This is a genomic window from Parashewanella tropica (genome assembly GCF_004358445.1).
Classification (GTDB): Bacteria; Pseudomonadota; Gammaproteobacteria; order Enterobacterales; family Shewanellaceae; genus Parashewanella; species Parashewanella tropica.
The window spans coordinates 4,139,198-4,151,719 of the sequence record NZ_CP037951.1 but is presented as its reverse complement, the minus strand read 5'-3'; the positions used below and the strand labels follow the sequence as shown (position 1 = coordinate 4,151,719).

Genomic DNA, 12,522 nt, shown 5'->3' with positions numbered 1-12,522 from the left:
CATAAACTAGAGCCTTTTTCCATTTAATCATTATTAGTGGTCGTGAGCCGCTCCCGCTCCTTTAGGGATACGGAAGTTTTCAACCAATTGTTGGATCTCTTTTGGCGCATCGCCAGTGAGCTTACATACTGTAAAGGCTACCGCGAAGTTCACTAATGCACCCACCGCACCAAAGGCATTTGGTGAGATACCGAAGAACCAGTTTTCACCCATGCCACCCAAGAACGAGGTGCCTGGAATAAACATGATCCCTTTGTGTTGGAACACATACAGCATGGTGATACCAATACCGCTACACATACCCGCAACCGCGGCTTTACCACTCATCTTCTTAGAGAAGATCCCCATCATCAAGGCCGGGAAGATACTGGATGCCGCTAGACCAAAGGCGAGCGCCACCGTCCCGGCTGCAAATCCGGGCGGATTCAGCCCCAAATAGCCAGCCACCAGAATAGAGAGCGTCATCACGATTCGCCCAGCGAGCAGTTCATTTTTCTCGGACATGTCGGGGGTTAAGACCCCCTTCATCAGATCGTGGGAAACCGATGAGGATATCGCTAATAACAGACCGGCCGCCGTAGACAATGCTGCCGCTAGACCGCCCGCTGCAACCAGTGCAATCACCCAATTAGGTAAGTTTGCAATCGCAGGGTTAGCCAGTACCATGATGTCACGGTCAACTTTGACCATTTCGTTGGTTTTAGGATCAGCGCTGTACTGTACTTTGCCGTCGTTGTTTTTATCTTCAAACTGAAGCAGTCCAGTTTTTTCCCAATCCTTAAACCATTGCGGACGCTCAGAGTAATCCATGTGCTGACCCGCTGTTGGTTCAATGGTGTTGATCAGGTTGTATCGCGCCATTGCACCTACCGCTGGTGCGACAGTGTAAAGCAGAGCAATAAACACTAACGCATAGCCGGCTGATGAACGTGCCGCTTTTACAGATGGCACGGTGAAGAAACGCATGATCACGTGTGGTAGACCCGCGGTACCAATCATCAATGACATGGTGTAAGCAAACATGTTTAAGGTGCCACCGAGGTTATCCGTGGTGTATTCCTTAAAGCCTAAATCCGTCACTACTTGATCTAACTTATCAAGAAGATAAACACCGCTACCATCCGCTAAGGTGCTACCAAGACCAAGTTGTGGAATTGGGTTACCAGTAAGTTGTAGTGAGATAAATACCGCAGGAATGGTGTAAGCGAAAATGAGTACACAGTACTGAGCGATTTGGGTGTAGGTAATGCCTTTCATGCCACCTAATACCGCATAAACCCAAACTACCATCATGCCGATGCCTAAGCCTAAACCGTAATCCACTTCAAGGAAGCGAGAGAAGGCAACGCCGACACCTTTCATTTGACCGATGATGTAAGTCAGAGAAGCAATAATTAAGCAGATCACCGCCACAATACGCGCAGTTTTCGAGTAGTATCGGTCACTGATAAACTCAGGTACGGTAAACTTACCGTGCTTACGCATGTATGGGGCAAGTAATGTTGCCAACAGTACATAACCACCGGTCCAACCCATTAAGAATACCGAGCCGCCATAGCCTAAAAAGGCAATCAGACCCGCCATTGAAATAAATGACGCGGCACTCATCCAGTCGGCGCCAATTGCCATTCCGTTTTGAATTGGGGTAACGCCACCACCTGCGACATAAAAGTCACTGGTTGAGCCGGCTCTTGCCCACCAAGCAATCGCGAAATATAGGGCAAACGAGCCAAATACGGCGATGTAGGTATACAGTTTTAATTCATCCATGATCAGCTTTCCTCTACATTATATTTTTTGTCGAGCTTATTCATTTGCGATGAATACCAAAAAATAAGTGCTACAAACACATAAATGGATCCCTGTTGTGCAAACCAGAAACCCAGCTTGTAACCACCTAGTCGGAACTCATTTAACGGCTCTACCAGCAGTAAGCCAAAGCCAAATGAGGAAACAAACCAAATGGCGAGGCAGATCAGGATCAGGCGTAAATTTTCCGCCCAGTAACTATTTTGTGTTTCCACATTGATCTCCTTTTCCTTTTTATTGTTGTAAGTAACTGAGCATAAATTTCTTAAAGGTTTTATGGTCAGGTACTCAATTTTTCAGTTAAAACCCTAACAACCAATAGGAAACAAAAATATTCAACTTTAGTCTAAGTTGGTATTTCTTCGCTCGACCCTTAGCGATTTCAATGTTAAAAACAAACACATAAGCAAAAACAAGGATGAATCATGAGCGGTGAATTGGCAGAAATTTCGACTTTTATTAAGGCAAGCAATCCGTTTGATACGCTCCCTGATGTTGTTTTGGAGCAGATGAGCAAACAGGTTCAGATCTGCTACGTACGCCAAGGCGAATCACTGCCTCCACAGGGCATTTCGACGCCGAGTTTATACATTATTCGCAAGGGAACATTATCGGTCATCAATAATGATCAGCAGCTTATTGAGAAGCTGGCTGAGGGTGATATTTGCAGTTTGTTTTGTGAAACAGGTGCTGATACAGATATTCAAGTACAAGCTGACGAAGATGTGTTGCTGTATGCCTTTGAGTTCGAAACATTATTAGAAATCTGCACTCGCTATCCATATATCGGAGAGTTTTTTACTAAACCCGCAGCCGAGCGCTTGTCGGCACAGGTGTCGAAAATTAATGAGCAGGCGGTGGTTTCTTCCACCTTAATGAACCGCGCTATTGGCGACTTTTTCAGTAGCCCTGCAATCACCATAGAAGAAACCACCAGTTTACAAGCGGCGGCTCAAACCATGACTGAGCGTAATTTCTCATCGTTATTGGTGGTTAAAGAGCAGCAATTGGTTGGAATTGTGACCGACAAAGATTTTCGACGTCGAGGTATGGCACAAGGATTGGCAATCACGGCTCCGGTATCAAAGATCATGACTACAGATGTGCAGATGATAGATGTCAATTGCAGTGCTTATGAAGCATTAATCAAAATGAACAGTCGAGGCATCCATCATTTACCCGTTAGTCAAAATGGGCAATTGGCAGGGATGGTGACTATCACTGATTTGATGAGGCAAGAAAGTTTAAGCTCAGTTAATGTATCTTCTATGATTGCCAAAGCACAGAATGTGGATGAATTGGCTCAAATTTCAGATTTATTGCCTAAGCTGCAAATTAGCATGGCAAAACTCGGCACCTCTGCTGATAACGTCGGTAAAACCATGAGTGCGATTGCCGATGCCTTTACCTGTAAGCTTATTGATTTAGCCAAAGCGCATTTGGGAAATGAACCTGTGCCGTTTGCGTGGGTCAGTGCCGGATCTCAAGCAAGGCAAGAGCAAACCGTCAGTTCCGATCAGGATAATGCCTTGATCATTGATGACAGCATGCAGGAGGCGCATCGCCCATGGTTTACTCAAATGGCGCAGTTTGTCTGCGACGGTTTAGCGCGCTGTGGCTACCCCTATTGTCCCGGTGATGTGATGGCGAGTAATGATAAATGGCGCCAAACTCAAGCGGTGTGGCATCGCTATTTTGCGCAATGGATCGATAAACCAGAGCCGAAAGCCCTCATGCATTGCAGTATCTTTTTTGATATGCGCAGCGTATATGGCAAAGAGTCTTTGCTTGCTGATATACGTCAGCAAATGCTGGAAAAAACGCGGGACAATACCTTATTTTTGGCGCACCTATCTGCAAATGCCATCAAACTCAGGCCGCCGTTAGGCTTCTTTCGAGATTTTGTGTTGACCGATAACGGCAAGCATAAAAATACGCTGGATTTAAAACACAACGGTATCGCGCCTGTGGTGGATTTAGCACGAATTTATGCCTTATCGGAAGGTATTGAAGAAGTGAATACTCTTAAACGGTTAACTCACGCCATGGGAACGTCATCATTAACTCAAGGTTCAGGAAAAAGCCTATTTTCGGCCTTTGAGTTTTTGACCATGTCGAAAGTAAAACACCAAGCCAAGCAATTGTTAGAGGGAGAAGAAACCGATTGTTTCATCTCACCCAACGCTTTATCAAAGCTGGATAGAGAGCATTTAAAAGATGCTTTTAAGGTGATTAAAGACATGCAAAGCGTGCGGCAAACCACCTACGGTTAAGGGGCTAACATGTTATTTCAACGCTGGTTTGGACTCAATGCTCTGCGAGAGCGTCAATATAAAAAAGCGCCTGAAGGTCCACTAAAATCCTTTTTATCTACGCCGTTTCCCGACCCTAAAACTCCAATAAAAGACGTACAGTTATTGGCGTTGGATTTTGAAACCACAGGGCTGAATCCTAAAAAAGATCATATATTATCTGTGGGTTGTACCCCTATGCATCATGGTGTCATTCACCTTGCGAATAGTTTACATACTGTTGTGAATCACAATATCGAGCTTGAGCGAGAAAATGTACAAATTCATCAAATTACCGATACTGAGCAAGCTCAAGGTCAGCCATTGGAGCAAGTAGTAGAACAGTTATTAACGCAATTGGCGGGAAGAGTGATGCTGGTTCACTTTGCGCATATTGAGCGCAGTTTTTTGCAGCAGGCTTGCTTGCAGTTATATGGCATGTCTCCGGTATTTCCCATTATCGATACCCTACAAATTGCCAAACGCCGCTTTGATTTGAGTGATACGGCGTATGATCCGTCTCGGTTAAGATTGGTCAACTTACGGCAAGAATACGGCTTGCCACCCCACTTTGAACACAATGCCCTTAACGACGCGATAGCCACAGGGGAGTTGTTGTTGGCACAGTTGTCCCGATTGGAACAGGGCATGGGTACAAAATTAAAGACATTGCTGTGTTAGCCGCTCTTCAGCAGAGCACTGGTTTTAAACTGTTTGCTGAGCTTGAGTAATAAAGTCTTTGAGGTAATTAATGTTTTTATCGTCTTTACGGATCCCGATATGTATTTGTTTGTGGATCCCATCTTCACCAAAGCGCAGGCTTTTGATTGGCATTGATTTAGAATACTCATCAATTAACCAACCTGGAAGTGCACAAACGCCACGACCAGCGGCCACCATTTGCAACATGATCTCTGTCGTTTCAATGGTTTTATGCTGTTTAACCGTGCTCTTTGCTGGTCTTAAAAATTGGGTGTAGATATCTAAACGGTCTGGTTCAACAGGGTAGCTAAATAGCACTTGGTCGCTTAATTGCTCTGGTGTAATACACTCTTGAATCGCAAGTGGATGGTCGCTAGAAACCACCAGTTTATGCTCATATTCAAAGACGGGTATGTATTGTACTTTAGGAGTAAACAAAGGGTCGGGGGTGATAATAACGTCAATTTCAAAATTGTGCAGTGCGCCAAGTGCCCCAAATTGGAATTCTTGCTTAACATCAATATCAACATCAGGCCATTGTGAAAGGTAGGGTTCAATGACTTTTAATAGCCACTGATAACAAGGATGGCACTCCATACCAATTCTTAATATCCCTATTTCGCCTTTAGCGATTTGATTTAGTAGCAGTTCAGTATGTGCGAATTGTGGTAACACCCGATTCGCTAGTGATTGAATACGCTCTCCAGCCGCGGTAAGCCTGAGCTTTCGTCCCTCTTTTTCCCATATATTGGTATCAATTTGGCTCTCTAGTTTTTTGATGCTGTGGCTGAGGGCGGATTGAGATAAATGCAGGGCGTTAGCTGCCTTGGTTAGGGTTCCATGTTCTTTAATTGCGGTCAGTATTTCTAAGTGAACTCTTTCTAACACCCGTTATCTCCACTTTCCTTTGGATCAGATCAGAAAGCCATGATGCCACAGAGTTGCTATTCACTTATAGTGCATAAATAAATTGTTTTCAAAATTCACTATTTTGAGAGAAGGGACCTGTTAGGGTTTCTTCTCTCAACCAAAGGCAAGGTTATGTCGATAACTCTTTGCGAACAATTTCAGCCCCTGCACTTAATGCATTGAGCTTGCCCCTTGCGACTTGACGAGGCAAAGGAGCCATGCCGCAATTCGTGCAAGGGTAGAGTTTGTCGGCATCTACATACTTGAGTGCTTGCCTGAGTGTTTCGGCGACTTGCTCAGGTGTTTCAACCGTATTGCTTGCAACATCAATGGCTCCGACCATAACTTTTTTACCACGAACTAATTCAATCAGTTCGATAGGGACATGTGAGTGCTGACATTCTAGAGAAATAATATCGATATTGGATTTTTGTAATTTTGGAAAGATTTCCTCATATTGTCGCCACTCAGAGCCGAGGGTTTTCTTCCAGTCGGTGTTGGCCTTTATGCCATAGCCATAACAAATGTGTACGGCGGTTTCGCATTTTAGACCTTCGATAGCGCGTTCTAGACAAGCAATACCCCAGTCGTTGACGTCATCAAAGAAGACATTAAACGCAGGTTCATCGAATTGGATAATATCCACGCCAGCGGCTTCGAGTTCTTTGGCTTCTTGGTTGAGAATTTTGGCAAACTCCCACGCCAGCTTTTCACGGCTTTTATAATGATCGTCATATAAGGTGTCTATCATGGTCATTGGGCCAGGCAGAGCCCACTTTATTGGTTGCTGGGTTTGTTGGCGTAAGAAAGCGGCATCTTTAACAAACACCGATTTAGGGCGACTTACGGGACCGACAACCGTGGGAACGCTGGCATCGTAACGGTCTCTGATTTTTACGGTTTTACGGTTTTCGAAATCAACGCCATCTAGGTGCTCAATAAAAGTGGTGACGAAGTGTTGGCGAGTTTGCTCACCATCGCTGACGATATCAATCCCCGCGATTTGCTGTTCTTGCAGGGATACTTTCAGTGCATCTTGCTTCCCTGCGAGTAATTCTTCACCTTGCATTTTCCATGGTGACCAAAGGACTTCAGGCTGTGCTAGCCAAGAAGGTTTAGGCAGGCTGCCTGCCGTTGATGTCGGTAATAGTGTTTTCATATTCTGTGTCACAGTTTGTTGTTATGGCTCAGGCGTAATTGGCAGACCATTGCTCAAGAATGGTTTGGTAAGGTTTGATGAAGTATTCTTCAGCAAATTTTCCTTGTTTTGTCGCCAACAGACTGCGCTCTTCTCGGTCATAGACGATTTGAGTTAATGAATGATCCAAATTTTGCAAATTCGGTTGGTAGCATTTACCTGCGGCGGCATTGGCGTTGTAAATTTCTGGACGATAAATTTTTTGGAAGGTTTCCATGGTGCTGATGGTACTTATCAGCTCAAGATTGGTGTAATCGTTGAGAAGATCACCGAAGAAATAAAAGGCCAAAGGTGCAACACTATTAGGAGGCATAAAGTAACGTACTTGTAAGCTCATTTTTTTGAAGTACTGCTCGGTTAGAGAAGACTCATTGGGCAGATATTCATATCCCAATACCGGGTGCTGATTTTCGGTTTGGTGATAGATCTTATTATCCGAAACACTCAAGCAAATCACAGGTGGCTTTTTAAAGTGTGCTTGATAGATCTCTGATGCGACAAAATGCTGAAATAACTTGCCGTGGAGATCACCAAAATTATCAGGAATGGTAAATGATGGTTTATCTTTGTTGTGATTTAACAGCAACACACTGAAATCATAATCACGCACATAAGAAGAAAAATTATTGCCAACAATCCCTTCGATTCGCTGATTGGTTTTATGATCAACAATATAGGTTTTTAGCACTTCGATGGATGGAAAGCTGTGGCCTTGACCTTCGACATCCACATCAACAGAAATAATCTCAAGTTCAACAGAATAACGGTTACCTTTAGGGTTATCCCAGTGTGCAAGTGCGTTAAAGCTGTTATCTATCATAGTTAACGCATTACGCAAATTTTGTTGGCGTTGCTCTCCTCTCGCCAAATTCGCAAAATTGGTGGTGATCCTTGTACTATCGGACGGATGGTAATTTTCGTCGAGAGAGCTGCTGTTAATTGAGAAGGTAAAGCGTTTTTCCATGATTATTGGGTACCCTAGTTATTGAGGTTTGGTTTTACTCTTTTTGGATTTTCCATTGAACATTAGAGCACAGCCTATGAGGCTTCCTTGTAGACCGTTCTTCTATAATGGCTTTGTATGCTACTACTAATCATATTTGTGTTGATTTTTAGAGCAGAAACTATGTTATACGCGGAATGAAAAATGAAAAACAATGGTATTTATTCATATAAACATGAAATTTATTCATATTTATATGAATAAATAATGTGCCCTACTTCTCAATAACTCCCAAAATTTAGACTTAGGTCTAATGGTCATTTCTTTTAAAAATCTCTAACTTGGACAGCAATCAGATACCTTGGCTGGCCTATGCTTGCAGTATCGAACTTAAATATGTCTATCCACAACGCCAACGGATGCGTAGAAGAATTTTTATGGAGAAGTAACATGACCAACTCAGATAAGCGCGAGATGTTTTATCCAAGCCAAGAAGTCATCGAGCAAGCGAATGTCAGTGAATATGAAAAGTTGTATCAATATTCGGTGGAAAATCGAGAGGCTTTTTGGGCTGAGCAAGCGGAAACGTTAAGTTGGTATAAAAAATGGGATAGCGTGCTGGATGAGTCCAATGCGCCTATGTATAAGTGGTTCGATGGTGGCGAAATTAACATTGTTCACAACGCCATTGATCGCCATTTGGATAATGCCAATCGCAACAAAATGGCGATTATCTGGGAAGGTGAAAACGGCGAAAAGCGAAACTTTTCTTACAATGGCTTGAACCGTGAAGTCTGCCAATTTGCCAATGTGCTAAAAAGCATGGGTGTTGAAAAAGGCGATATTGTTACCATCTATATGCCGCAAATTCCTGAGTTGGTGTTCGCCATGTTGGCGTGTGCCAAAATAGGCGCCGTTCATTCTGTCGTTTATGGTGGCTTCAGTACTGAAGCCCTAGCTCAGCGTATTGATGATGCCCACTCAAGAGTCTTGATCACTGCCGACGGTGGCTCTCGTCGTGGTAAGAAAATCAATCTAAAAGCCATCGCCGATGATGCGATGAAGCGTACACCGAGCATCGAAGTTTGTATCTGCGTGAAGAACAATAACCTTGATGTTGAAATGGAGCCGACGCGTGACTTCTGGCTTCACGATTTACTTGCTCTGCCAATTGCCGGTTCTAAGTGTGAAACAGAGCAAACCAGTGCTGAAGATCCGTTGTTTATCTTGTATACCTCGGGCACTACAGGTAAGCCAAAAGGCATGCTGCATACTCACGGCGGTTATGCAGTGTATACCTCAACCACTCATCGCATGGCGTTTGATATTAAGCCACAAGACCGTTGGTGGTGTGCGGCCGATCCGGGCTGGATCACTGGTCACAGTTATATTGTCTATGGGCCATTGATTAATGGCGCGACGATTATGTTATACGATGGTGCACCAAACTATCCGTATCCAAATCGCTGGTGGCAGATTATTGAAAACTATGGCATCAACATTCTTTATACCTCGCCTACGGCGATTCGTGGATTAATGCGCTTTGGTGATCGTTGGCCGAAAAAGCATGATCTTTCAAGTTTAAGGCTGCTCGGTAGTGTTGGGGAGCCCATTAACCCAGAAGCATGGCGTTGGTATCACGAAGTGATTGGTAGTGGTAAATGCCCGATCATTGATACTTGGTGGCAGACCGAAACAGGTGGTTTCATGATTTGTCCACTACCAATTACGCCACTAAAACCGGGATCAGCGACTAAGCCGTTCTTTGGTAATGAAGTGGAAATTGTTAATGATGATGGTGAACCTGCTGCACCAAATGAAGAAGGGAAACTGATCATCAAAAACCCATGGCCGGGGATGGCGCGTACCGTATTTAAGGATGATCAACGTTATAAAGATTTATATTGGAGCCAAAAGGACGGTCAGTGGCGTTATTTAGCCGGTGACAGTGCTAAAAAAGATGAAGATGGCTACGTGTGGGTCATTGGTCGTATTGATGAAGTGCTTAAAGTCAGTGGTTATCGCTTGGGTACCGCAGAAATTGAAAGTGCACTTGTTTGTCATCCAGCGGTTACAGAAGCGGCAGCGATAGGCTTACCACACGAGCTCAAAGGCAATGCGATTCATGTGTATGTGACGTTGAAAGAGGGCGTGGTTGGTAATCAAGATTTGATTAATGAACTTAAAGAACACGTTGGTCATGAGATGGGTAAAATCGCCACGCCAGAAGACGTGCAATTTGTTGATGCTCTGCCTAAAACTCGTTCTGGTAAAATCATGCGCCGCGTCTTAAAAGCGCGTGCACTTGGGCAGGATGAAGGTGATTTAAGTACCTTAGAAGAGTAGTTTTTCTAGTACTGTTTTTTATGAGGTAAATCTCCCTGTACCTCTTCTATATTGCCGCCAAACTATTTGGCGGTTTTTTGTTGGGCAGGTTAACTGCCATCTTTATGCAACATCTTATTTATGTATTGTCGGTCCTTTCTTGGAATATTGGCTAAATAGCCTCCAAGCTGATCAATCGTTAGCGCTATGCCTGATGTAGAGTGAAAGGGAGGATTTGCAAAATGCTGCTCAATTTTGGGAAGCAGGCATTTCAGCGTGTATAAGGTATGGCGAGTACAGTCACTTCGGTTATACCAAGCTTGGAACCCTGTACTTAAGGTGTTCAGTGGATATGGGTATTCATTATTCTTAGGATCTACGATGAAAATGGCATCTTTGGTGATCACGGCCAGAACGGCGTGATCTCTCCTTGGCCATCCTCTATGGGTCAAAGTGACAGGAATTAACAAAGCATTGCAACCACTTTGAGGATAATCATGCTGATGGATCTGCCGCATAGCATCAAGCAGATGCTTTTGTTCTAGCTTAACTTGACGGCTGACTTTGCAATGTTTCAAATTATTTTCAGTGACCCAAGTTTCAACCGCAGGGTAGTGTTCACAATATGTAATTTGACCTTTTCTATTTACGATAGCGGGATCTATATTTTGTGTCGGATTGGCCTCACTTTTCGTCGAGGCTAGCAATGGTATATTATCTGAGACGTTTAAAAAATCCCCTATATCTTCATCCTCATCCTCTCTATCTACCTTTGCAACGGTCGGAATTTGTGGCTTGCCATGACTGGAACTTAGTTGTGGTGGGCGTGTGTCATGACTTTCAGGAAGAGCAGGCCGACCTTTAAAAAAGTGACAATAGCCATAACCCGCATCGGCTTGCATATGAGGTGTTGGTTTCCACTTTTCAAATAAGGCTGCCTCAATGTGTTTTCTGACACGTCGACGTTCACAAAACTGAAAAAATGAGCGACTGTGTTCTACTTTTACTTGCCAGTTGTGGGCTCTAAATTTTACGTTGAAAACGACGTCAGTTTTGTCATGTGTTGAATTTGAGAAGCGGACATGCAGTTTTGCTATTTGTTCAGTTTGTGTCGGGCGTAAATCGGCACTAATAGGGGTTAAGGTGCGTTGCCTTACATCCCAAGTACATGAAGGCGGCTGCTCTATAGGATTTGGTGTGATCGGTGGCATAAAAAAACGTCTGTGTTACTCGTGAAACAATGATCAAAGGTATAAGGTTGCCGAGTTATACACCAAACTTAAGTCTACTGAATATAAAGCTGTACAATAATTCATTTGGGGTTCATTTATGGAATGGCTGAACGGTAAGAGGTTTAAGCTCCCCTTTGGCCTCTAACTTGGTATAGTTACAGGATAAATGGTTGATTTACGTTTGGCGTTATGTCCGAAAAAAATGTTCCAGTGGTTAAACTGGTTCCTGAAGAGGCTTTATTAGAGCCGTTGCCTGAACACGTTAAAAAGCGCTTTGAACAAGCGTTAGCTCTGATGCATGATGAATCAAATTCGCTTGCATCATGGGAACAGATAGCCACAAAAAGTGCGATTTCTCCTTTTCACTTTCATCGCCAGTTTAGTCGCTTATTTAATGAAACACCTGGACAATATTTAAGTCGACATCGTTTGCAAATGGCGGTCAACTTATTGTTTCGTGAACAATGCGGAACGGTAACAGAAATCGCTCAGCAATGCGGTTTTTCGTCTTCTCAAGCGTTAGGCAAAGCCCTTAAAAAGAGCCTAGGGGTAACGGCCAAACAAGTTCGAAAAATGGCGGCTGAATTTACACCCACTCAAAGTGCTGAATTTATCGCTAAGCTTGCCCATCCTGGGAAACAACACTCTCTAGAAACTGAGCTCGCTAAGTCGATTAAAGCGGAATTAATTTGGTATCCCAAACGTTCCATGAAAAAACTCTATCTTGCCGATTTAAACTGGGATTCCGTTATCGAGCACTTTGGAACTAAAGTTACTCGGTTGTTAGGGGCGACGCCCGTCAGCCAACTGGATAACGCATGGCATCAAATCGAATACGTGATAGGAGATTGGACAAGGAACGAAGCAGAGCACGATTTTGTCCTTCCCGAAGGACACTACTTGTGTATTGAAGTCCTTTTTAGCACCGATGTGGCCTACAGTGCTGCTCTTGAAGCGTTATTTGCAATTGCTGAGCAACAAGAGTTACAGATTGATGAGCATGCTTTTTTTGTCGAGATGGTACGAGAGATTGATTCGTCTCAATTAGGAGCAGTGACATTTTCGTTTCAGTTGCCCATTGTCAAAGATTAATTGTGACTTCTACAGATTTTA

The 12,522-nt window shown here is 43.7% G+C and carries 10 protein-coding genes; 4 read left to right on the top strand and 6 right to left on the bottom strand.

Going from position 1 to position 12,522, the window contains the following annotated elements; all coding sequences use genetic code 11:
* Nucleotides 1–33: 33 nt before the first annotated feature.
* Entirely contained in the window at nucleotides 34–1,770 is a 1,737-nt protein-coding gene (locus E2H97_RS18430) for a sodium:solute symporter family protein (RefSeq protein ID WP_133408469.1), read from the bottom strand.
* A 2-nt stretch (nucleotides 1,771–1,772) separates the two neighbouring features.
* Nucleotides 1,773–2,024: a DUF4212 domain-containing protein gene (locus E2H97_RS18425; RefSeq protein ID WP_133408468.1), complete on the bottom strand. Its 252-nt coding sequence runs from the start codon at nucleotides 2,022–2,024 to the stop codon at nucleotides 1,773–1,775.
* A 210-nt stretch (nucleotides 2,025–2,234) separates the two neighbouring features.
* On the opposite strand from E2H97_RS18425, the gene E2H97_RS18420 reads away from it, so the two are divergent.
* Together E2H97_RS18420 and E2H97_RS18415 are read left to right on the top strand one after the other, a co-directional pair.
* Nucleotides 2,235–4,082 (top strand): DUF294 nucleotidyltransferase-like domain-containing protein, encoded by a 1,848-nt coding sequence (locus E2H97_RS18420; protein ID WP_133408467.1) that lies wholly within the window; start codon nucleotides 2,235–2,237, stop codon nucleotides 4,080–4,082.
* A 9-nt stretch (nucleotides 4,083–4,091) separates the two neighbouring features.
* Entirely contained in the window at nucleotides 4,092–4,781 is a 690-nt protein-coding gene (locus tag E2H97_RS18415; protein WP_133408466.1) for an exonuclease domain-containing protein, read from the top strand.
* A 24-nt stretch (nucleotides 4,782–4,805) separates the two neighbouring features.
* Here the strand turns inward: E2H97_RS18415 and E2H97_RS18410 are convergent, their stop codons facing one another.
* The 3 genes from E2H97_RS18410 to E2H97_RS18400 all read right to left on the bottom strand — a co-directional run bounded on the left by E2H97_RS18410 (nucleotide 4,806) and on the right by E2H97_RS18400 (nucleotide 7,873).
* Complete coding sequence (locus E2H97_RS18410) at nucleotides 4,806–5,690, bottom strand: LysR family transcriptional regulator (RefSeq protein ID WP_133408465.1); 885 nt, start codon at nucleotides 5,688–5,690, stop codon at nucleotides 4,806–4,808.
* 151 nt (nucleotides 5,691–5,841) lie between these two features.
* Nucleotides 5,842–6,870: a methionine synthase gene (locus tag E2H97_RS18405; RefSeq protein ID WP_133408464.1), complete on the bottom strand. Its 1,029-nt coding sequence runs from the start codon at nucleotides 6,868–6,870 to the stop codon at nucleotides 5,842–5,844.
* A 28-nt stretch (nucleotides 6,871–6,898) separates the two neighbouring features.
* Nucleotides 6,899–7,873: a DUF1852 domain-containing protein gene (locus E2H97_RS18400; RefSeq protein WP_133408463.1), complete on the bottom strand. Its 975-nt coding sequence runs from the start codon at nucleotides 7,871–7,873 to the stop codon at nucleotides 6,899–6,901.
* Between the two features lie 429 nt (nucleotides 7,874–8,302).
* On the opposite strand from E2H97_RS18400, the gene acs reads away from it, so the two are divergent.
* Nucleotides 8,303–10,198 carry an acetate--CoA ligase gene (gene acs / locus E2H97_RS18395; protein WP_133408462.1) on the top strand — a complete coding sequence of 632 codons (1,896 nt, stop codon included), beginning with the start codon at nucleotides 8,303–8,305 and terminating at the stop codon, nucleotides 10,196–10,198.
* A gap of 89 nt (nucleotides 10,199–10,287) precedes the next feature.
* On the opposite strand, the gene E2H97_RS18390 is transcribed toward acs, so the two are convergent.
* Nucleotides 10,288–11,388, bottom strand: a complete 1,101-nt coding sequence (locus E2H97_RS18390) for a hypothetical protein (protein ID WP_133408461.1) — start codon at nucleotides 11,386–11,388, stop codon at nucleotides 10,288–10,290.
* Nucleotides 11,389–11,598: 210 nt separating this feature from the next.
* Here E2H97_RS18390 and E2H97_RS18385 point away from each other — a divergent pair, with 210 nt between their 5' ends.
* Entirely contained in the window at nucleotides 11,599–12,501 is a 903-nt protein-coding gene (locus tag E2H97_RS18385) for a helix-turn-helix transcriptional regulator (protein WP_133408460.1), read from the top strand.
* The last annotated feature ends 21 nt before the right edge of the window (nucleotides 12,502–12,522 follow it).

Excerpts from the sequence above, each read along its gene's own strand:
- E2H97_RS18430 (WP_133408469.1), bottom strand. The coding sequence starts at position 1,770 with ATGGATGAATTAAAACTGTATACCTACATCGCCGTATTTGGCTCGTTT.
- E2H97_RS18420 (WP_133408467.1), top strand. The coding sequence starts at position 2,235 with ATGAGCGGTGAATTGGCAGAAATTTCGACTTTTATTAAGGCAAGCAAT.
- E2H97_RS18415 (WP_133408466.1), top strand. The coding sequence starts at position 4,092 with ATGTTATTTCAACGCTGGTTTGGACTCAATGCTCTGCGAGAGCGTCAA.
- E2H97_RS18405 (WP_133408464.1), bottom strand. The coding sequence starts at position 6,870 with ATGAAAACACTATTACCGACATCAACGGCAGGCAGCCTGCCTAAACCT.
- E2H97_RS18400 (WP_133408463.1), bottom strand. The coding sequence starts at position 7,873 with ATGGAAAAACGCTTTACCTTCTCAATTAACAGCAGCTCTCTCGACGAA.
- acs (WP_133408462.1), top strand. The coding sequence starts at position 8,303 with ATGACCAACTCAGATAAGCGCGAGATGTTTTATCCAAGCCAAGAAGTC.
- E2H97_RS18390 (WP_133408461.1), bottom strand. The coding sequence starts at position 11,388 with ATGCCACCGATCACACCAAATCCTATAGAGCAGCCGCCTTCATGTACT.
- E2H97_RS18385 (WP_133408460.1), top strand. The coding sequence starts at position 11,599 with ATGTCCGAAAAAAATGTTCCAGTGGTTAAACTGGTTCCTGAAGAGGCT.